At 66.7% G+C, this 19,810-nt stretch carries 16 protein-coding genes; 6 read left to right on the forward strand and 10 right to left on the reverse strand.

From position 1 onward, the window contains the following. The first annotated feature begins 490 nt into the window (after nt 1–490). The 5 genes from G3I60_RS14245 (at nt 491) to G3I60_RS14265 (ending at nt 6,727) form a co-directional block, all read left to right on the forward strand. The gene (locus G3I60_RS14245) at nt 491–1,540 is read left to right on the forward strand and encodes an ABC transporter permease (protein ID WP_343241942.1); all 1,050 of its coding nucleotides are present in this window, start codon (nt 491–493) and stop codon (nt 1,538–1,540) included. Nucleotides 1,541–1,643: 103 nt separating this feature from the next. Continuing rightward, a complete protein-coding gene (locus G3I60_RS14250; RefSeq protein WP_138351024.1) occupies nt 1,644–3,434 on the forward strand; it encodes an ABC transporter substrate-binding protein in 1,791 nt (596 codons plus the stop codon). A 92-nt stretch (nt 3,435–3,526) separates the two neighbouring features. Beyond that, nucleotides 3,527–4,504: an ABC transporter permease gene (locus tag G3I60_RS14255; RefSeq protein WP_138351025.1), complete on the forward strand. Its 978-nt coding sequence runs from the start codon at nt 3,527–3,529 to the stop codon at nt 4,502–4,504. A gap of 11 nt (nt 4,505–4,515) precedes the next feature. Further along, nucleotides 4,516–5,577 (forward strand): ABC transporter ATP-binding protein, encoded by a 1,062-nt coding sequence (locus tag G3I60_RS14260; protein WP_164295289.1) that lies wholly within the window; start codon nt 4,516–4,518, stop codon nt 5,575–5,577. A gap of 22 nt (nt 5,578–5,599) precedes the next feature. Beyond that, nucleotides 5,600–6,727 carry an ABC transporter ATP-binding protein gene (locus G3I60_RS14265; protein WP_138351027.1) on the forward strand — a complete coding sequence of 376 codons (1,128 nt, stop codon included), beginning with the start codon at nt 5,600–5,602 and terminating at the stop codon, nt 6,725–6,727. A gap of 117 nt (nt 6,728–6,844) precedes the next feature. Here the strand turns inward: G3I60_RS14265 and G3I60_RS14270 are convergent, their stop codons facing one another. The 5 genes from G3I60_RS14270 to G3I60_RS14290 form a co-directional block, all read right to left on the reverse strand. Next, the gene (locus tag G3I60_RS14270) at nt 6,845–7,924 is read right to left on the reverse strand and encodes a dipeptide ABC transporter ATP-binding protein (RefSeq protein ID WP_343241285.1); all 1,080 of its coding nucleotides are present in this window, start codon (nt 7,922–7,924) and stop codon (nt 6,845–6,847) included. Further along, a complete protein-coding gene (locus G3I60_RS14275; RefSeq protein WP_138351029.1) occupies nt 7,917–8,942 on the reverse strand; it encodes an ABC transporter ATP-binding protein in 1,026 nt (341 codons plus the stop codon). The genes G3I60_RS14270 and G3I60_RS14275 overlap by 8 nt, the downstream gene beginning before the upstream one ends. A gap of 12 nt (nt 8,943–8,954) precedes the next feature. Further along, nucleotides 8,955–9,938: an ABC transporter permease gene (locus G3I60_RS14280; protein ID WP_164295291.1), complete on the reverse strand. Its 984-nt coding sequence runs from the start codon at nt 9,936–9,938 to the stop codon at nt 8,955–8,957. Next, on the reverse strand, nt 9,931–10,854 hold the full coding sequence (locus tag G3I60_RS14285; protein WP_138351031.1) for an ABC transporter permease: 924 nt from the start codon (nt 10,852–10,854) through the stop codon (nt 9,931–9,933). The genes G3I60_RS14280 and G3I60_RS14285 overlap by 8 nt, the downstream gene beginning before the upstream one ends. A 64-nt stretch (nt 10,855–10,918) precedes the next feature. Then, nucleotides 10,919–12,559, reverse strand: coding sequence for an ABC transporter substrate-binding protein (locus tag G3I60_RS14290; protein WP_164295292.1), 1,641 nt, complete (start codon nt 12,557–12,559; stop codon nt 10,919–10,921). A gap of 169 nt (nt 12,560–12,728) precedes the next feature. On the opposite strand from G3I60_RS14290, the gene G3I60_RS14295 reads away from it, so the two are divergent. Next, nucleotides 12,729–13,628: a class I SAM-dependent methyltransferase gene (locus G3I60_RS14295; RefSeq protein WP_164295293.1), complete on the forward strand. Its 900-nt coding sequence runs from the start codon at nt 12,729–12,731 to the stop codon at nt 13,626–13,628. 57 nt (nt 13,629–13,685) lie between these two features. Here G3I60_RS14295 and G3I60_RS14300 read toward each other — a convergent pair whose 3' ends face one another. From G3I60_RS14300 to G3I60_RS14320, 5 genes are all read right to left on the reverse strand, one after another. Next, the gene (locus G3I60_RS14300) at nt 13,686–14,786 is read right to left on the reverse strand and encodes an ABC transporter ATP-binding protein (protein ID WP_138351034.1); all 1,101 of its coding nucleotides are present in this window, start codon (nt 14,784–14,786) and stop codon (nt 13,686–13,688) included. Then, on the reverse strand, nt 14,779–15,828 hold the full coding sequence (locus G3I60_RS14305; RefSeq protein ID WP_138351035.1) for an ABC transporter ATP-binding protein: 1,050 nt from the start codon (nt 15,826–15,828) through the stop codon (nt 14,779–14,781). The genes G3I60_RS14300 and G3I60_RS14305 overlap by 8 nt, the downstream gene beginning before the upstream one ends. A gap of 58 nt (nt 15,829–15,886) precedes the next feature. Continuing rightward, the gene (locus G3I60_RS14310; RefSeq protein WP_164295294.1) at nt 15,887–16,816 is read right to left on the reverse strand and encodes an ABC transporter permease; all 930 of its coding nucleotides are present in this window, start codon (nt 16,814–16,816) and stop codon (nt 15,887–15,889) included. Between the two features lie 33 nt (nt 16,817–16,849). Next, a complete protein-coding gene (locus tag G3I60_RS14315) occupies nt 16,850–17,773 on the reverse strand; it encodes an ABC transporter permease (RefSeq protein ID WP_164295295.1) in 924 nt (307 codons plus the stop codon). A 177-nt stretch (nt 17,774–17,950) separates the two neighbouring features. Then, nucleotides 17,951–19,603 (reverse strand): ABC transporter substrate-binding protein, encoded by a 1,653-nt coding sequence (locus tag G3I60_RS14320; RefSeq protein WP_138351038.1) that lies wholly within the window; start codon nt 19,601–19,603, stop codon nt 17,951–17,953. Nucleotides 19,604–19,810: the final 207 nt, after the last annotated feature.

Below are 19,810 nucleotides of genomic sequence, written 5' to 3' on the forward strand. Positions count from 1 at the left end.
TCCAAATGATCTCTGCAGCAATGAGAACGACACAAATGATCCCGCCCGCGACCCGCGCTCCCCGCGCGAGCACATTGCCCTGATTCAAGGCCATCTCCCCCCAGGCACACCGTTCCCATAGATATACCCGTACATCAGGGAGGGGAACAGGCTTTCCCCGAACGGCAGTCGGCCGGGGCACCCTCAGGTGTCCCGGCCGGCTCACGGCACCCGCACGGCCGTACGCTGTTCAGAGTGCTACGTCCGTATATCGGTGTTGCGACAGTCAAGTTGCTTACGTGTAAACGCGTTTGATCCGCAAAGATCCCCAAATGCCGTCCGAAAAGGATCATTGTCAAGCACGCTGGCGCGGCAATCTGCACAATCTTCGCTCAAGAAGAGCCCATGCGCAGTTTCTTCCCCCGCCACCCCCTTGACTGGAGGATGAATCCATTGCCAAAGTCCGCTCAACCCGCGACGAAGTTTTCAGTCGCGACGACAGACTCCTGGTGTGGGGGCATTCGTTATGACGAGTCAAACCCAGGCCGTGGTCACGGACGCCGATGACGGCTCCATCGACCCGGCGGCTCAGACCCAGGGCCTGGGCAAACAGGCCGGCGACATCGTCGGCTTCTCCCCCGGCCAACTCATGTGGCGGCGCTTCAAACGCGACCGTACCGGAGTCCTCTCCGCGTTCGTAGTCATTTTCTTCTTCGCCATCGCGATCCTGGCGCCGGTGATCTCCAAGCTGTACGGCAAGGACCCCTACACCCTCTACGGGCAGAACAACTCCGACCTGCTCAACGAGTTCGGATACCCGGTGGCGCCCAACGGCGGGGTGAGCAGCAGCTTCTGGTTCGGCATCGAGCCGGGGCTCGGCCGCGACGTCTTCACCCAGCTGCTGTACGGGATCCGCACCTCGCTGTTCATCAGCGTCGCGGTCACCCTGGCCACGGTGACGACCGCCATCCTGCTCGGCATCACCTCCGGCTACCTCGGCGGCCGGGCCGACTACTTCATCGGCCGCGTCTCCGACCTGCTGCTGGCGTTCCCTTCGCAGCTGTTCTTCGTGGCCTTCATGCCGATCGTGGTGGCGATCTTCGTCGATCCGCAGGACGAGACGCCCACCTACCTGCGCGTCACCGCGCTGATCGCCGTCCAGTGGTTCCTCGGCTGGATGGGCCTCTCCCGCATCCTGCGCGGCCAGGTACTCAGCCTGCGCGAACGGGAGTTCATCGAGGCGGCCAAGGTCACCGGTGCGTCGTCGTGGCGCATCGTCCGCCGCGAGCTGCTGCCGAACCTGGTCACTCCGATCCTGGTGCAGGCCACCTTCATGCTTCCCGGTTTCGTGACCGCGGAGGCCGGCCTCTCCTTCCTGGGCGTCGGCATCATCGAGCCCACGCCGGACTGGGGCCGGATGTTCGCCAAGGGTGGTGACATCGCCCAGAACGACATCACCTACATGTTCTTCCCCGGCATCGCCATGGTGATCTTCATCGTCGCGTTCAACCTGCTCGGGGACTCGGTCCGGGATGCGTTCGACCCGAAATCGGGACGCTGAAGCCGTACCGCGGGGGCGCACCGCCGCCCCAGCACCGGATGAGTCAGTCAGCACAACAGCCATCGACGAACAGGTAGGTGTAGAGACAGCTATGACGGTCTACATGCGTAGAACGAAGGCCACCCTGGTGGCCGTGGCGGCGGGCGCGCTGATGCTCACCGCGTGCAGCAGCGGCGGCGGCGGTACGAGCAAGAACGACACCAAGGACAAGCAGGACCAGAACGCGAAGCAGCAGCAGTCGCAGATCACCTTCGGTGACGCCGCCGCCTCCACGGGTCCCGCCGAAGAGGTACCGGGCGCCAAGCCCGGCGGCACGCTGCACGCCCTGGAGCGCGACAGCTACACCCACCTCGACCCGGGCCAGATCTACGTCAGCAACGAGGGCCAGCTCGCCACCCTCCTGCACCGCGGTCTGACGACGTACAAGCTCGACAGCAAGGGCAAGTACACCGTCGTCGGCGACCTCGCCACCGACAGCGGCAAGGAGACCGACGCCGGCAAGACCTGGACGTACACGCTCAAGGACGGCGTCAAGTTCGAGGACGGCACGCCGATCACCTCGAAGGACATCCGCTGGTCGGTGGAGCGGCTGTTCGCGCCATTCATCACCAACGGCCCGGCCTACCTCCAGCAGTGGCTCGCCAACACCGCAGGCTCCGACTACCGCAAGCTGCTCCCGGACGGCCCGTACAAGGGCGCGCACCTGCCGGACTCGCTGCTGCAGACCCCGGACGCCAAGACCATCGTCTTCCACTTCCCGACGGCGCAGCCGGACACGCCGTACCTGATGGCCATGGCGGGCTACGCGGTGGTCGACTCCGCGAAGGACACCAAGGAGAAGTACGACAAGGCGCCGGTCGCGTCGGGCCCGTACAAGATCAAGTCCTTCGAGAGCGGCAAGTCCATGACGCTCGTGAAGAACACCAACTGGGACCCGAAGACCGACCCGGCGCGCCACCAGTACGTCGACACCTTCGACATCACGTTCAACCACCAGGCACCGGACTCCACCAAGCGCCTGATGTCGGACGCCGGTGAGAACCAGACGTCGCTGAGCTTCGCGAACGCCGTGGACACCAAGAGCACCCCGACCGTCGTCGGGACCGCCTCGATCTTCAAGCGCACGGTCTCCGGCTACCAGCCGTTCGTGGGCCAGATCAACTTCAACATGAAGAAGATCACCGACCTCCAGATCCGCAAGGCGCTGGCGCTGGCCATCCCGACCAAGCCGGTCTGGCAGGCCCTCGGTGCCTCGTACGGAGCCGAGTACGCGGGCGGCTACATCAGCCCGACCCTCGCCGGCTACCAGAAGAGCGACCCGCTGGGCAAGGTCGCCAAGCCCGACGGTGACCAGGTCGCCGCGAAGAAGATCCTCACGGACGCGGGCAAGCTCAACACCAAGATCACCTACGCGTACATCAACACCGCCGCGGGCCAGGAGTACTCGGTCGCCATCGCGGACGCGCTCAAGAAGGCCGGCTTCGACGTCCAGCGCAAGGACCTGCCGTCCGACACGTACTACGACCTGATCGGCAAGGTCGACAACCCCTACGACATCTACGCGAGCGCGTGGGGCGCGGACTGGCCGAGCACCCTGACCGTCATCCCGCCGGTCTTCGACGGCCGCACGATCGCCGACCAGGCGCCGAACTACTCGCACGTCAACGACCCGAAGATCAACTCGGAGATCGACCGCATCAAGGCGATCACCGACCCGGTCAAGGCCGCTGACGAGTGGTTCAAGCTCAACGCCTACATCACCACCGACGTGATCCCCGGTGTCCCGACGGTGTTCTACAAGCAGCTCCAGCTCTTCGGCTCCAAGGTCGGCGGCGTCGTCTACAACAACGTCACCTCCGGAATCGACCTGACGAAGCTCTTCGTCAACCAGTAAGCACCGCAGACGCCTTCCGGCGGGACCGGGTCCCGGTCCCGCCGGCGGGCGGCACAGCCCACCGCCGCCGTCCTCTGAGAGCTGCGACTGTCATGCTTCGATTCCTCGTACGCCGGACGCTCGGCGCGCTAGTCATCCTGCTCTTCATCAGCGCCTTCACCTACTTCCTGTTCTTCGCGATCCCGCACGACCCGGCACTGCTGTCCTGCGGCAAGAACTGCACCCCCGACAACATCGCGCTGATCCACCGGAACCTCGGTCTCGACGAGCCGATCCCGGTCCAGTACTTCCACTACATGGTCGGCATCTTCGCGGGCCGCCACTTCAGCGTCGGCGACTGCAGCGCCCCCTGCTTCGGCTACTCGTTCGCCAACTCGGACCCGGTCTGGCCGACCATCCTCAACCGCTTCCCGCTCACGCTCTCGCTCGCTGCCGGCGGCATCGTGGTCTTCCTGCTCGTCGGTCTCGGCGCCGGCATGCTGGCCGCCTGGCGGCGCGGCACCTTCATCGACAAGTTCTTCAGCTCGGTGTCGCTGGTGCTCAGCTCGATGCAGATCTACTTCGTCGGCCCGATCGTGCTGGCCCTGCTGGTCTACAACAACCAGATCATGGACCAGCCCAAGTACGTCCCGATCAGCGAGGATCCCGTCGGCTGGTTCAGCGGACTGCTCATCCCCTGGTGTGTCCTGTCGATCATCTTCACCGCGGGCTACACGCGTATGTCCCGGTCCACGATGATCGACCAGCTGCAGGAGGAACACGTCCGCACCGCCCGCGCCAAGGGCATGTCGAGCCGTTATGTGTTCTTCCGGTACGCGTGGCGCGGCTCGCTGATCCCGATCGTCACCATGCTGGGCCTGGACATCGGCACCCTGCTGGGCGGCGCCATGATTACCGAGTTCACCTTCTCGCTGGCGGGCATCGGACGACTGGCCGTGGACTCGGTGCTCAGGACGGACCTGCCGATGCTCATGGGCGTGATGCTGTTCAGCGCCGCCCTGATCGTCCTGTTCAACATCATCGTGGACGCCGCCTACGCGTTCATCGACCCGCGCGTGCGCCTCTCCTAGGAGCCCCGTCAGTGACCACCATGACCAAGACCGAGGGAGAACCGGCCCTGCCCGGGTCCGATCCGTTCCTCTCCGTGCGTGATCTGCATGTGCGGTTCTCCACCGAGGACGGCATCGTGAAGGCCGTCGACGGGCTCTCCTTCGACCTCGAACGCGGCAAGACGCTGGGCATCGTCGGGGAGTCGGGCTCCGGGAAGTCCGTGACGAACCTGACGGTGCTCGGGCTGCACAACCCGATGAGCACCACCGTCACCGGCGAGATCCTGCTGGACGGACAGGAGCTGACCGGGGCGAGCAACCGCACCCTGGAGAAGCTGCGCGGCAACAAGATGGCGATGATCTTCCAGGACCCGCTGACGGCGCTCTCGCCGTACTACACGGTGGGCCGGCAGATCGCCGAGCCGTTCATGAAGCACACCGGCGCGAGCAGGCGCGAGGGCCGGGCGAAGGCCATCGAGATGCTGGAGAAGGTCGGCATCCCGCAGCCCAAGACCCGGGTGGACGACTATCCGCACCAGTTCTCCGGCGGTATGCGGCAGCGCGCGATGATCGCGATGTCGCTGATCTGCAACCCGGACCTGCTCATCGCGGACGAGCCGACCACCGCACTCGACGTCACCGTCCAGGCGCAGATCCTGGACCTGCTCAAGGACCTCCAGCAGGAGTTCGGCTCGGCGATCATCCTGATCACCCACGACCTGGGCGTCGTCTCCAAGATCGCGGACGATCTGCTGGTGATGTACGCGGGCCGGGCCGTGGAGCGCGGCTCGGTGCGGGAGGTCATCAAGTCCCCCCAGCACCCGTACACCTGGGGTCTGCTCAGCTCGATGCCGCGGCTGTCCTCGGACGTCAACGAACCGCTGAGCCCGATCCCCGGCACTCCGCCGAGCCTGCTCAATCCGCCGACCGGCTGCGCGTTCCACCCCCGGTGCGAGTTCCTCGACCTGGTCGGCGGTACGCGCTGCAGCACCGACCGGCCGGACCTGCCGGCGGGCCGGGGTTCCGCCTGTCATCTGACCGCAGAGCAGAAGCAGTCCGTATTCATCGAGAAGATTCAGCCCCGGCTGGGCTGACCGGTCATCTGGGGCGAGCATCATGAGCAAGGACACCACCATCACCAAGGCCGACGCGGTCCCTTCACCGCGCGACGGCGCCTCGGGAGAGACGCTGCTCGAAGTCACCGGCCTCACCAAGCATTTCCCGATCCACGCCGGATTTCCGATCAAACACAAGGTCGGCGCGGTCCAGGCGGTCGACGGTATCGATCTGACCATCCACACCGGTGAGAGTTTCGGTCTGGTCGGTGAGTCCGGCTGCGGCAAATCCACCACCGGCCGGCTGATCACCCGGCTGCTGGAACCGACCGGCGGAAAGATCTCCTATCGGGGCCGGGACATCACCCGTGCCACCCGCAAGGAGATGATGCCGGTCCGCTCGGAAATTCAGATGATCTTCCAGGACCCGTACTCGTCGCTCAATCCGCGGCAGACGGTGGGAACGATCATCGGCGGCCCGATGGAGATCAACAACATCAATCCGCCCGGTGGCCGCGAACAGCGGGTCCGGGAACTGCTGGAGACCGTCGGACTCAACCCCGAGCACTACAACCGCTTTCCGCATGAATTCTCCGGCGGCCAGCGGCAGCGCATCGGCGTCGCCCGGGCCCTCGCCCTGGAACCGAAACTCATCGTGGCCGACGAACCCGTCTCGGCCCTCGATGTCTCGATCCAGGCGCAGGTCGTCAATCTGCTGCAGAAGGTCCAGGCGGAAATGGGGATCGCCTTCCTCTTCATCGCCCATGACCTGGCCATCGTGCGGCACTTCACCCAGCGGGTCGCGGTGATGTACCTCGGCAAGATCGTCGAGGTCGGCGACCGGGACTCGATCTACAACCGGCCGCGCCACCCGTACACCCACGCGCTGCTCTCGGCGGTCCCCGAGGTCGACATCGACGGGGAGGACCGGGAGCGCATCCGGCTGGCCGGCGACGTCCCGTCCCCGATCAACCCGCCGTCGGGCTGCCGGTTCCGTACGCGCTGCTGGAAGGCGCGCGATGTGTGCGCGTCGGAGGAACCACCGCTGATCCAGCTCGGCGGCAACCGGGACGGCCACCTCACGGCGTGCCACTTCCCCGAAGAACCGACGATCGCGGCAAGGGAAGAGGACATCATCCTCGACCCGGCGCTGGCCGCGATCGAGGGGGCGGCCGAAAAGACCCTTTGACCCGGGCTTCCGTCCTCCGTTCGGCCCGCGGCCCGTACCCGGACACCCCAGCAGCACCCGGGTACGGGCCGTGGCGTGCGCGCGTCCTGACGGCCGCGGGGGCCCGCGCCCGCCCGGTCACTCCTCCGTCGGGACCACCTGCTTCTCCTCCGCGAAGTGGCAGGCGCTGTCGTGCGCGGCGGGTGAGTCGAGCCCGCGGAAGACCGCCGGGACGGCCAGCAGCGGCTCCTCCAGCGTGCAGCGCTCCTGCGCCTTCCAGCAGCGGGTGCGGAACCGGCAGCCGGACGGCGGGTTGGCCGGGGACGGCACGTCGCCAACGAGGATGATCCGCTCGCGCCGGTCGCGGGCGTCCGGGTCGGGAACGGGGACGGCCGACAGCAGCGCCTGGGTGTACGGGTGGGTCGGGTGCTCGTAGATCTCGTCGTCGTTGCCGATCTCGACGATCTTGCCGAGGTACATCACACCGACCCGGTCCGAGATGTGCCGGACGATCGACAGGTCGTGGGCGATGAACATGTACGAGAGGTTGAACTCGTCCTGCAGCCGCCCCATCAGGTTCACCACCTGCGCCTGCACCGACACGTCCAGCGCGGAGACCGGCTCGTCCGCGACGATGATCTCGGGGCGCAGCGCCAGGCCGCGGGCGATGCCGATGCGCTGCCGCTGGCCGCCGGAGAACTGGTGCGGATAGCGGTTGATGTACTCGGGGTTGAGGCCGACCACGTCCAGCAGGTCCTCGACCGCCTTGCGGCGGTCGCCCTTCGGGGCGACCTCCGGGTGGATCTCGTACGGCTCGCCGATGATGTCGCCGACCGTCATACGCGGGTTCAGCGACGTGTACGGGTCCTGGAACACCATCTGGATGTTGCGGCGGACGACCTTGAGGGCCTTCCCCGACAGCTTGGTGATGTCCTCGCCCTTGTAGAGCACCTGACCGGCCGTCACCGTCTCCAGGTTCATCAGGAGCCGGGCCACGGTGGACTTGCCGCAGCCGGACTCCCCGACGATGCCGAGCGTCTCGCCCTGGTAGAGGTCGAAGTTGACCCCGTCGACCGCCTTCACCGCGCCGATCTGCTTGCGGAAGAGGATGCCCTGGGTCAGCGGGAAGTGCTTGACCAGACCGCGGACACTCAGGATCGGCTCCCTGTCCGGCGCGACGGCGGGCTCCTTCGTCAAGTGGGTCGTGGTCTCACTCACCGATGGTCTCCGTCCAGAAGTGACAGGCACTGGCCCGTGTCTCGCTGACCTCGTACAGCGGCGGCACATCGGTGCGGCAGATGTCCTGGGCCATCGGGCAGCGCGGGTTGAACGCGCAGCCGGCCGGGATGTGCAGCAGGTTCGGTGGCAGGCCCTTGATCGCGTAGAGCTCCTGGCCCTTCTGGTCCAGGCGCGGGATCGACCGGAGCAGGCCCTTGGTGTACGGGTGGGCCGGCTTGCGGTAGATCTCGTGCACGGGCGAGGTCTCGACGATCCGGCCCGCGTACATCACCGCGATCTTGTCGGCGACGTCCGCGACCACGCCGAGGTCGTGGGTGATCAGGATGAGACCCATGTGCAGCTCGCGCTGGAGCTCCGCGAGGAGCTCCATCACCTGCGCCTGGACCGTCACGTCCAGCGCCGTCGTCGGCTCGTCGGCGATGATCAGGTCGGGCTCCAGGGCCATCGCCATCGCGATCATGATGCGCTGGCGCATACCGCCGGAGAACTGGTGCGGGAAGTCGCCCACCCGCTGCTTGGCCGCGGGGATGCGCACCCGCTCCATCAGCTCGATCGCCTTGACCTTGGCGTCCTTGCGCGACATCCCGCGGTGGACGGTGAACATCTCGCCGAGCTGCTCGCCGACGCTCAGGACCGGGTTCAGCGAGGACAGCGCGTCCTGGAAGATCATCGCCATCCGCTCGCCGCGCACCCTGCGGCGGTCCTCCTTGCCCATCGTCAGCAGGTCCTGGCCCTGGAAGACGATCTCGCCCTGGGTGACGAAGCCGGGCGGCGAGTCCAGGATGCCCATGATCGCCTGCGCGGTCACCGACTTCCCCGAGCCCGACTCGCCGAGCACCGCGAGCGTCTCGCCCGCGCTCACCGTGTAGTCGACGCCGTTGACGGCCTTGGCGACCCCGTCGCGGGTGCGGAATTCGACGTGCAGGTTCCGCACGTCCAGCAGGACCCCCTGCGGGTCCGGCGGATCCTGCTCGACCTGCGTGATCAGGCTGGTCATGGAACGCCTCCGTCAGCGCAGCTTGGGGTCGAGGGCGTCGCGCACCGCGTCGCCGAGCATGATGAACGCGAGCACGGTGATGCTCAGCGCGCCCGCGGGCCACAGCAGCATGTGCGGTGCGTTGCGGATCTGGGTGGACGCCGCCGAGATGTCGATGCCCCAGGAGACGGTCGGCGGCTTGAGGCCCACCCCGAGCCAGGACAGCGTCGCCTCCAGCGCGATGTACGTGCCGAGCGCGATGGTCGCGACCACGATCACCGGGGCGACCGCGTTCGGGGCGATGTGCCGCAGCAGGATGCGGGTGTGGTTGGCCCCCAGCGCCTTGGCCGCCTGGACGTAGTCGTTCTGTTTGGCGGTGATCACCGAGCCGCGCGCGATACGGGCGATCTGCGGCCAGCCGAGCAGCACCATGAAGCCGATGACCGGCCACACCGTGGAGTTGGTGACGACCGACAGGAAGACCAGGCCGCCGAGGATGATCGGGATGGCGAAGAAGATGTCACTGATCCGGGAGAGCACCGCGTCCCAGGCGCCGCCGAAGTAGCCGGCCAGCCCGCCCAGGATGCCGCCCAGCAGCGCGACGCCCGCCGTGGCGCAGACGCCGACGGTGACCGACGCGCGGGCTCCGTAGACCGTGCGGGTGTAGACGTCGCACCCCTGGTTGTCGTAGCCGAAGGGATGGCCGGGCTGGGAGCCCTGCTGGGACTTGGACAGATCGCACTGGAGGGGGTTGCCGCTGGCGATCAGCGAGGGCCACAGCGAGATGACGATCAGGAAGAGGATCAGCAGCGCGGAGATGATGAAGATCGGGTTGCGCCGCAGGTCGTGCCAGGCGTCGGACCACAGACTGCGGGGCTTGCCCGTCGGGCCGCCCGGTTGCAGTCCGTGGCCCGGCCCGTGATCGAGCGTCTGGGCCTCGGAGGCGGCCAGGTCCATCCCTCCGCCCATGCCGGTGGGGGCGACGGACTCGTTCGATCGGTCGTACTCCTCAGGCATACCGAATCCTCGGGTCCAGGACCGCGTAGAGCAGGTCGACGAGCAGGTTCGCCAGCAGGAAGACGATCACCAGGATGGTGACGAAGCCGACCACTGTCGCTGAGTTGTGCCGGAGGATGCCCTGGTAGAGCTGGTATCCGACACCCTGGATGTTGAAGATCCGCTCGGTGACGATCGCGCCGCCCATGAGGCCGCCGATGTCCGTCCCGATGAAGGTGATGACCGGGATGAGCGAGTTGCGCAGCAGGTGCCGCAGGATGACGCGGCGCCGGGGCAGCCCCTTGGCGACGGCGGTGCGGACGTAGTCGGCGCGGGTGTTCTCGGCGATGGACGTCCGGGTCAGCCGGGTGACGTACGCCAGGGAGACCAGCGCCAGCACGATGCCGGGCAGGATCAGTTCGTTGAGCGGTGCTTCCGGCGATACCGATGGCTCGCCGATGCCCCATTGCACCGCGATCACGTACTGCAGCACATAGCCGAGCACGAAGACCGGGATGGAGATCACGACCAGCGTCATCAGCAGCACCGAGGTGTCGATGGGGCGGCCGCGGCGCATACCGGTGATCACACCGAAGGTGATGCCGATGACGATCTCGAAGAAGATCGCGACAAGCGTCAGGCGCAGCGTCACCGGGAAGGCGCTCTTCATCAGTTCGGTGACGGGCTGCCCGTTGAACGCGGTCCCGAAGTCACCGGTGAAGATGTTCCCCATGTAGTCGAGGTACTGATGCCACAACGGCTTGTCGAGGCCGTACTGGTGCCGGATCTGCGCGGCCGTGGCGGGGTCGGGGGCGCGGTCGCCGAAGAACGCGGCCACCGGGTCGCCGAGCGCGTACACCATCACGAAGATCAGGAACGTGGCGCCGATGAACACCGGGATCATCTGCAGCAGGCGCCGGATCACATAGCGTCCCATGGGGCCTTCCCCAAAGTCGGGCGGTGGCCCGGCGCGGTGTCACCGCGCCGGGCCACCGCGCGGGTCAGCTGACCTTGATCTCGTTGTAGACCGGGACGCTGAACTGGTTCAGCGTCACGTTGGAGATCTTGGTGGAGTAGCCCCCGGTGCCGTTCTGGTACCAGAGCGGGATGGCCGGCATGTCGATGGCGAGCTGCTTCTCCGAGTCCTGGAACAGCGCGACGGCCTTCGCGGTGTCCGGCTCGGCGTTCGCCTCGTTGATGAGCTTGTCGAAGTTCGCGTTCGTGTAGTGCGAGTCGTTCGACGACGCGTTGGTGTAGTAGATCGGCTGCAGGAAGTTCTGGATCAGCGGGTAGTCCATCTGCCAGCCGGTCCTGAACATGCCGGTCATCTGCTTGTTCGTCACCTTCGAGCGGAAGTCCGCGAAGGTGCCGATCGGGTTGAAGACGCAGGCCTTGTCGTTGCCGAGCGCGTTGTTGATGCTGTTGCAGACCGCGTCGGACCAGTCCTTGTGCGAACCGGTGTCCACGTTGGACGTCAGGGTGACCTGCCCGCCGGGCAGGCCGCCGGCCTCCGTGATGAGCTTCTTGGCCTCGGTCGGGTTGAACGTGCAGGCGTCACCGCACAGCCCGGCCTTGAAGCCGCCCGCCTCGCCGAGCACCGGCGAGGTCCAGTCGCTGGCGGGCTCACGGGTCTTCTGGAAGATCTGCTCGGTGATCTGCGCGCGGTTGATCGCCATCGACAGACCCTGGCGGATCTTCGCCGCGTTCGGCCCCGACCACTTCGCGTCGTACAGCGGGAACGAGACGGTCTGGATGATGCCGGCCGGCTGGTTGATGAACCGGTCGCCCAGGTCCGACTTGGCGTTCTTGAGCTGCGACGCGGGGATGTCGTCGACCAGGTCGATGTTGCCGGCCTGCAGGTCGGTGTACGCGGTGTTGTTGTCGGTGTAGACCCGCAGGTCGATGCCGCCGTTCTGGGCCGGGTCAGGACCCTTGTACCCGGCCCACTTGCGCATCTTCATGGTCTGGCCCTTGGTGTACGAGTCCACCGTGTAGGGGCCGTTGCCGATCGGCTTGCTCAGCCAGGCGGCGTGGTCGGAGAAGAACGACTTCGGCAGCGGGTCGTACGCCGAGTAGCCCAGCGTGTCGGGCCAGGTGGAGAACTTGGCGCCGAGCTTGACGGTGAAGTTCAGGTCGTCGACCTTCTTCAGCCCGCCGAGCGTCTGGGCGGTGGACGCGGCGCCCTCCTTCTCCGGGTGCACCGCGTCGTAGCCGTCGATGAAGCGGAAGAAGCTCGCGTTCTTCTGGGCGTTCTTCAGCAGCGCGCCGTAGTTCCAGGCGTTGATGAAGGAGTCGGACGTGACCGGGTCGCCGTCGCTGAAGGTCCAGCCGGGGTTCAGCTTGATCGCGAAGTTCTGCGAGTCGGTGGTGGTGATCGACGCCGCGACCATGTTCTCGGCCTTGCCGGTCTTCGGGTTGTACTTCTTGAGACCGCGGAAGAGCATGTCCAGCACCTTGCCGCCCTGCACCTCATTGGTGTTGGCCGGCTCCAGCGGGCTCTGCGGGTCTCCCCACGAGGCACTGACGATTCCCGATGCGCCGCCTCCACCACCGCTGTCGCTGCCCCCTCCGCCACAGGCGGTGGCCGCCAGGGCGACGGCCGTCGCACAGACGGCCCACTTCAAGCGCGTGGATCCGCGCATCGCGTGCCTCCTCATGGGTCACAAATGACACTTAGTTCCTCATGACACCCCAAACCCGTCACCGACGCACCTCTAGCGCACCCGTGTCGCCCCACGAACTCCCGGCCGACACCCCGTGTGGGCCAACGCCTCACTCAGCGGCGTTGTCCGACATAGGGTCAGAAGGGTGATGCCATCAGCCGAAGAATCGTTCCTGCGCGCCTTTCACGCCGAGCACCCGGCCGTGACATCGCGCTCCCTGGCCCGCGGCCGGGACGCCGCCGGCCGCTCCAGCTACCGGATCCTGAGCGACCTGGTGGGCGGACACCGGCGGGTGCTGGACCTCGGCTGCGGTGACGGGTTCCTGCTGGAGCAGATGGCGGAAACGGCCGGCGCGCAGTCCGGTGACGAGGGGGCAGCTGACGCGGGAGCAGCTGAGGCGCCGGCCGGTGGCCGGGAGCTCGCGGGCGTCGACCTCTCCCCCGACGACCTGGCCCTCGCGCGCCGGCGGCCGGCGCTGGCCGGCGCGACGCTCCTGGAGGCACGGGCCCAGGACCTGCCCTTCCCCGGCGACCACTTCGACGCCTGTGTCTCCCACATGGCGCTGATGCTCATGAACGACGTCGACCGGGTCGCCGCAGAGCTCGCCCGGGTCCTCACCCCCGGCGGTCTGCTGGCGCTCGCCCTGGGCGGCGGAGCCGCGGGCGGCGAGGCGTACGAGCTCTTCATCGCCCTGACCGGACCCGTCGTCGAGGCGGTGCCCGACACCCACCGGATCCCCCGCCTGGGCGACCGGCGGACCCGCGACCGCGCGGGGCTCGACGCGATCCTCACCCCGGCCGGCTTCGCGCCGGTCGGCTGGGACACCGTACGGATCGACCTGAGCGGCTCCCTCGAGGACGTATGGGTCACCCTCTCCGCCCTCTACGACCTCGGCCCCCTCTCCCGGGAGGCCACGAACGCGCTGCGCGAGACCTTCACCGCGGGCGCGGCCTCCCTCGCCCTCCCGGACGGCACGATCCCCTGCGCCATGAACATGCGCATCGCCACCACGCACCTGGTGGCGGACCGAGCGAGCGGGAACGCGTGAGGGCCCCTGCTGATCCAGGACGGATCAGCAGGGGCCCTCACACGGTGTGCGGCGCGGTTACGCGACGCCCACCACGTCCTTGACCTCGGCGAAGTGGCACGCCGAGTCATGGGCGGCGGGCGAGTCGACGCCCTTGAAGCGCTCCGGGATCGCCAGCAGCGGAACGTCCGTGGCGCACTTGTCCTGCGCCTTCCAGCAGCGGGTACGGAACCGGCAGCCGGACGGCGGGTTGGCCGGGGACGGGACGTCTCCGGTCAGGATGATGCGCTCGCGGTGGGCACGGGCCTCGGGGTCCGGAACGGGGACGGCCGAGAGCAGCGCCTGGGTGTACGGGTGGGTCGGGTACTCGTAGATCTCGGCGTCGGAGCCGATCTCGGCCATCTTGCCGAGGTACATCACGCCGACCCGGTCCGAGATGTGCCGGACGATCGACAGGTCGTGGGCGATGAAGATGTAGGAGAGGTTGAACTCGTCCTGCAGGTTCTCCATCAGGTTGATGACCTGGGCCTGCACCGACACGTCGAGCGCGGAGACCGGCTCGTCGCAGATGATGACTTCCGGGTTGAGCGCCAGACCGCGGGCGATGCCGATGCGCTGCCGCTGGCCGCCGGAGAACTGGTGCGGGTACCGGTTGATGTACTCCGGGTTGAGCCCGACGACGTCCAGCAGGTCCTGGACCTTCTTGCGGCGGGTGCCCTTGGGCGCCACCTCGGGGTGAATGTCGAAGGGCTCGCCGATGATGTCGCCGACCGTCATACGCGGGTTCAGCGACGTGTACGGGTCCTGGAACACCATCTGGATGTTGCGGCGGACGACCTTGAGGGCCTTCCCCGACAGCTTGGTGATGTCCTGGCCCTTGTAGAGCACCTCGCCCGCGGTGGCCGTCTCCAGGCTCATCAGCAGCTTGGCGACGGTGGACTTGCCACAGCCGGACTCGCCGACGATGCCCAGGGTCTCGCCCTGGTACAGGTCGAAGGAGATGCCGTCGACGGCCTTGACCGCGCCGACCGTCCGCTTGAACACGATGCCCTGGGTCAGCGGGAAGTGCTTGACCAGGTTCCGGACCTGGAGGATCGGCTCGCCGCGGTCGACCGGGGCGTTGATCGCCGCCTCGACGGCCTCGACTGTCGTCTCATCGTCCTTGCTGAGATCAGCCATGGATCGTCTCCTTCCAGAAGTGGCAAGCGCTGCCACGGCCCGGCAGCTCGCCGCCGTCGGCCTCGGTCACCGTGTGCAGCGGCGGCACATCGGTCCGGCAGATGTCCTGCGCCATCTCGCAGCGCGGGTTGAACGCGCAACCGGAGGGAACGGCCAGCAGGTTCGGCGGGAGCCCCTTGATCGCGTAGAGCTCCTGGCCCTTCTGGTCCAGGCGCGGGATCGAGCGGAGCAGGCCCTTGGTGTACGGGTGGGCCGGCCGCTTGTAGATCTCGTGCACCGGCGCGGTCTCGACGATCCGGCCCGCGTACATGACCGCGATCTTGTCCGCGACGTCGGCGACCACGCCGAGGTCGTGGGTGATCAGGATCAGACCCATGTTGGACTCGCGCTGCAGCTCCGCGAGCAGGTCCATGACCTGGGCCTGGACCGTCACGTCGAGCGCGGTGGTCGGCTCGTCCGCGATGATCAGGTCGGGCTCGAGGGCGATGGCCATCGCGATCATGATGCGCTGGCGCATACCGCCGGAGAACTGGTGCGCGTAGTCGCCCACCCGCTCCTTGGCCGCCGGGATCCGGACGCGGTCCATCAGCTCGATGGCCTTCTTCTTCGCGTCCTTCTTCGACAGCCCCTGGTGGGCGCGGAACATCTCGCCGAGCTGGAAGCCGACGGAGAGCACCGGGTTGAGCGATGACAGCGCGTCCTGGAAGATCATCGCCATCTTGTTGCCGCGCAGCTTGCGCCGCTCGCTCTCCGGCAGGGCCAGGATGTTCTGCCCGTGGAAGAGGATCTCGCCCTGGGCCACGCGCCCGGGAGGGCTGTCCAGGATGCCCATGATCGCCTGGGCGGTCACCGACTTGCCGGAGCCCGACTCGCCGAGCACCGCCAGCGTCTCACCGGCGCTCACGCTGTAGTTGACGCCGTTGACGGCCTTGGCCACACCGTCCCGGGTCTTGAATTCCACGTGCAGGTCGCGCACTTCGAGCAGGGGCCCGCCGGCGGCGGTCGTTCCAATGCTCTCGGCGGCCGTTTCAACCGTGGTCATGCCGTCACCTTCGTCCTGCTTGCTCGTAGCTCGTGGGGGTCCGACTCATGGGGGCGCCTCACCGGAGCTTCGGGTCGAGCGCGTCGCGCAGGCCGTTGCCGAGGAAGACGAAGCCGAGCGCGGTGGTGACGATCGACAGGCTGGGGTACACCCACAGGTAGTCCTTGACACCCATGAAGTCCTTGCCGGCGAAGATCATGTTTCCCCACTCGGCGACCTCGGGGCTCACCCCGACACCCAGGAAGGACAGTGACGCCTCCGCGACGATCGCGATACCGACGCTGCTGGCCGCGTAGACCACCACCGAGGTGACGGAGTTGGGCAGGATGTGCTTCAGCACGATCCTGCGGCGGCTCGCACCCAGCGCCTTGGCGGCGTGCACGTAGTCCATCTCGCGCACCGACAGGATCTGGCTGCGCAGCAGACGGGCGAAGGTGGCCCAGGAGAAGATGCCCAGCGAGATCACGACGGGCAGTACGCCACGACCCATCAGCAGGATGATGACGATGGCGCCGACGAGCAGCGGGAAGGCGAAGAAGACATCCGCCACGCGCATGATCAGTGTGTCCCAGATGCGGCCGAAGTAGCCGGCTATCGCACCCAGGGTGATGCCGATGAAGCAGGCGAGCAGGATCGAGGCCAGGCCGACGATCATCGCGATCCGGCTGCCGTAGATGATGCGCGACAGCTGGTCGCGGCCGAGGGCATCGGTCCCCAGCCAGTGTTTGCTGCTCGGCTCCTTCAGGGTGTTCATCAGGTCCTGGTGGAGCGGGTCCGCGGGTGCGATCAGCGGGGCGAACACTGCTACCAGCAGAAGGATGACGACGATCAGCAGGCCGAAGACGGCCAGCTTGTTGGCGAGGAAGCGGGCGCGGATCTCGCTCCAGTTGCTGACCCTCGCGACGCTCGGTTCGGCTGCGCTCTGCGCGGCCGGGGCCGGACCGGCCGCGGTACCCGACCCATCCATGCCCGTGACGACCTCAGTCATGGTGTGACTCCTAATTCGGGACGACCCTGAGGGTCAGGAGAGGCGGATTCGCGGATCGAGTGCGGCGTAGAGCAGATCGACGATCAGGTTCAGCAGGATGAAGACAGCGACGCTGTACGTCACCACGCCGACGATGATCGGGTTGTTCTGCGACTGAATCGCCGTGATCAGCGCGAGTCCGATGCCGTCCCAGTTGAAGATCGTCTCGGTGATGAGGGCGCCACCGAGCAGACCGCCGAAGGAGATACCGAGATAGGTGATCACCGGGATGACCGAGTTGCGCATGATGTGCCGGACCAGGATCGTCCGGCGCGGCAGACCCTTGGCCACCGCGGTCTTGACGTAGTCCGCGCGCAGCACCTCGAGCATGGTGCTCCGGGCGATCTGCGCGACGAGAGCGGCGTCGATGATGGCCAGCGTTACCGCCGGAAGCACCATCGAATTGAACGACCCGTCCGAAATGAGCGGGAACCAGCCCAGCTCCACAACGAAGAAGCGCTGCAGGATCATGCCGATAACGATGGAAGGTACGCCGACGGCGAGCGTGGTGAGGAAGGTCACCGAAACATCCCAGACCGAGTATCTGCGCATCGCCGCCAGTACACCGACGCTCAGGCCCAGGATGACGTCGAAGATGATCGCGGTCACCGCGAGCTTCGCCGTGTTCACCAACTTGGGCTGGAGGATCTCGTTGACCGAGCGGCCCTGGGTGTAATCCTCGCCCAGGTCACCCTTGCCGAGCTTCTCCACGTAGTGCACGTACTGGACGACCAGCGGGTCGTCGAGCCCGTAGTGCGCGCGCAGTTCCTTGACCACCGCGGGATCACGCGCCTTGTCGCCACCGATCGAGCCCACCGGGTCACCCGGGAGCACGAACAGGCAGGCGAACAGGATCATCGTCGCACCGAGCACGACGACAACCAGCTGGCCCAGCCTGCGGACCACATACCTTCCCATGACTTACCTCTCTACCTCGCTGCCGCACCGAAGCAGCCACAACGCCCGGATCGGGCGCGCCTGGACGGGGCGGTGGATCACACCGCTCCCGACGGGGGCCGGGGGCCGGGGCGACCGAGTCTCGACTCGGTCTCCCCGGCCCCCGGTTCGCGCCGCACGACGTGCGGCGGAATGTGACTACTTCAGGGTGATCTGCGCGAGGTTCGGGTCCTCGTGGAAGTCCATGGCGCCGTTGGCGAACTTCTTGGTGTTCACCAGACGGAACTGGGTGCGGTTCCACAGCGGGATCAGGGCCTGGTCGTCCATCGCGAGCTTCTCGGCCTGCTTGTAGACCTCGTTGCGGGCGGTGGTGTCCTTCGTGCTACGGGCCTTCTCGACCAGTGCGTCGAACGCCGGGCTGTTGTAGCGGGCACGGTTGTCGCCCTGGACCTTGCCGGACGCGTCCGGGTTGATGGACTTGGAGTCCAGCAGCGGGAACAGGAAGTTGTCCGGGGTCGGGTAGTCCGCACCCCACGCGAAGCGGTAGGCACCGGTGGCACCCGGCGCCTGCTGGGCCGCGAGCAGCTCCTTGAACGGCTTCGCGTCAATCTTGACGTTCAGACCGAGGACGTCCTTGACCTGCTGGGCGACGGCCTGGACCCACTCTTCGTGGCCACCACCGGTGTTGAAGCCGAAGTGGAGCTCGTCACCGGGCTTGAGACCGGCTTCGGCCGCGAGAGACTTCGCCTTCTCCTTGTCCTGCTTGATGCAGGAGACGCAGAGGTCCTTGGTGTACACATCCGCGAACGACGGCGGAAGGATCGTCGTCGACTTGGTCTGCATACCCTGGAAGACACCCGCGATGATCGCGTCACGGTCGATCGCGTAGGAGATCGCCTGACGTGCCTTGGCGGTCTTCAGCGGGCCGTTGTCCGTGATCGGGAGCAGGTAGTTCATGCCACTGGTCTCGGCCTGAATCCACTCGCCCTGCGCGGTGTACTTGGCCTTGGCCGCGGTCAGCTGCGCCGTGGGCATCCGGGCCCAGTCGAACTGACCCGACTGGAAGCCCTGGTACTCCAGCTGAGAGGCGTTCGCCGAGTTCAGGATGGAGATGTTGACCTTGTCCAGGTGCGCCTTGGCCAGACCGTAGTCGTCGTTGCGGACCAGCGTGATGGACTTGTTGTGCTCCCACTTGCCCGACATCTTGAACGGGCCGTTGCCGATGGGGGCATCGTTGTAGGCCTGGTTCTTGCCGGCGCCCGCGACCTTCGGGACCGGGGACATCGACGTGTGCGTGGTCTTGACGTCGAACTCGAAGTCCGGGGTGGCGAGCTTCACCTGGAGGGTGTTCTCGTCCGGGGCGCTCAGGCCGGAGAACGTGGTCCCCGTGCCCTTCTGCAGCGCCTCGAAGCCGTCGATCCCGCCGACGTTGGGCGTGGCCACGTCCGAAGCGGAAGCCTTCGCCGCCAGACGGGTCCAACCGCGGATGAACGCCTCGGCGTTGACAACCTCACCGTTGGTGAACTTGGTGCCGGGCTTGATCTTGAACGTCCAGGTCTTGCCGTCGTCGCTGACCGTCTTGGAGGTCGCGAGGGCGGGTATGACCTTGCCGTCTGCGGTCGGCTCGTACAGGCCGGTGAACAGGTTGTCCGTGACGAGGATGCCCTCGGACTCCTGCGCGTTGACCGGGTCGATAGAGACCGGTTCCACGAGGCCGAGGCTGAAGGTGCCCCCGCCCTTACCCGCACCTGCGGACGACTTGTCGTCCTTGTTGTCGCCGCCGCAAGCGGTCGCTGCAAGAGCAACGATGACCGCGCCAACGACCCACTTGGCGCTCTTGGCACCGCGCATGGATTGCCTCCTCAGGAGTTCACTGTTTTTACGTGAAAAGAAGGCCGACCATCCGCTGACACCCCTGACAGCGAAACCGGCCCTCTGTTGCTCGTGAGTCGGCGCTCCCCATAAGCGCTTGGACCCATTGACCCGAGCTGAACTGCGTCCCACTATCGGGCACGTTTAGGCGCGTAACCACACCCAAATGGTCTCGCTTTGATCACA

It is taken from the genome of Streptomyces sp. SID13666 (assembly GCF_010548325.1).
Taxonomy (GTDB): Bacteria; Actinomycetota; Actinomycetes; order Streptomycetales; family Streptomycetaceae; genus Actinacidiphila; species Actinacidiphila fildesensis.

Bases quoted from the DNA above. Each gene is read 5' to 3' on its own strand.
- G3I60_RS14250 (WP_138351024.1), top strand. From the start codon at position 1,644: ATGCGTAGAACGAAGGCCACCCTGGTGGCCGTGGCGGCGGGCGCGCTG.
- G3I60_RS14255 (WP_138351025.1), top strand. From the start codon at position 3,527: ATGCTTCGATTCCTCGTACGCCGGACGCTCGGCGCGCTAGTCATCCTG.
- G3I60_RS14265 (WP_138351027.1), top strand. From the start codon at position 5,600: ATGAGCAAGGACACCACCATCACCAAGGCCGACGCGGTCCCTTCACCG.
- G3I60_RS14275 (WP_138351029.1), bottom strand. From the start codon at position 8,942: ATGACCAGCCTGATCACGCAGGTCGAGCAGGATCCGCCGGACCCGCAG.
- G3I60_RS14280 (WP_164295291.1), bottom strand. From the start codon at position 9,938: ATGCCTGAGGAGTACGACCGATCGAACGAGTCCGTCGCCCCCACCGGC.
- G3I60_RS14285 (WP_138351031.1), bottom strand. From the start codon at position 10,854: ATGGGACGCTATGTGATCCGGCGCCTGCTGCAGATGATCCCGGTGTTC.
- G3I60_RS14290 (WP_164295292.1), bottom strand. From the start codon at position 12,559: ATGCGCGGATCCACGCGCTTGAAGTGGGCCGTCTGTGCGACGGCCGTC.
- G3I60_RS14295 (WP_164295293.1), top strand. From the start codon at position 12,729: ATGCCATCAGCCGAAGAATCGTTCCTGCGCGCCTTTCACGCCGAGCAC.
- G3I60_RS14300 (WP_138351034.1), bottom strand. From the start codon at position 14,786: ATGGCTGATCTCAGCAAGGACGATGAGACGACAGTCGAGGCCGTCGAG.
- G3I60_RS14305 (WP_138351035.1), bottom strand. From the start codon at position 15,828: ATGACCACGGTTGAAACGGCCGCCGAGAGCATTGGAACGACCGCCGCC.
- G3I60_RS14310 (WP_164295294.1), bottom strand. From the start codon at position 16,816: ATGACTGAGGTCGTCACGGGCATGGATGGGTCGGGTACCGCGGCCGGT.
- G3I60_RS14315 (WP_164295295.1), bottom strand. From the start codon at position 17,773: ATGGGAAGGTATGTGGTCCGCAGGCTGGGCCAGCTGGTTGTCGTCGTG.
- G3I60_RS14320 (WP_138351038.1), bottom strand. From the start codon at position 19,603: ATGCGCGGTGCCAAGAGCGCCAAGTGGGTCGTTGGCGCGGTCATCGTT.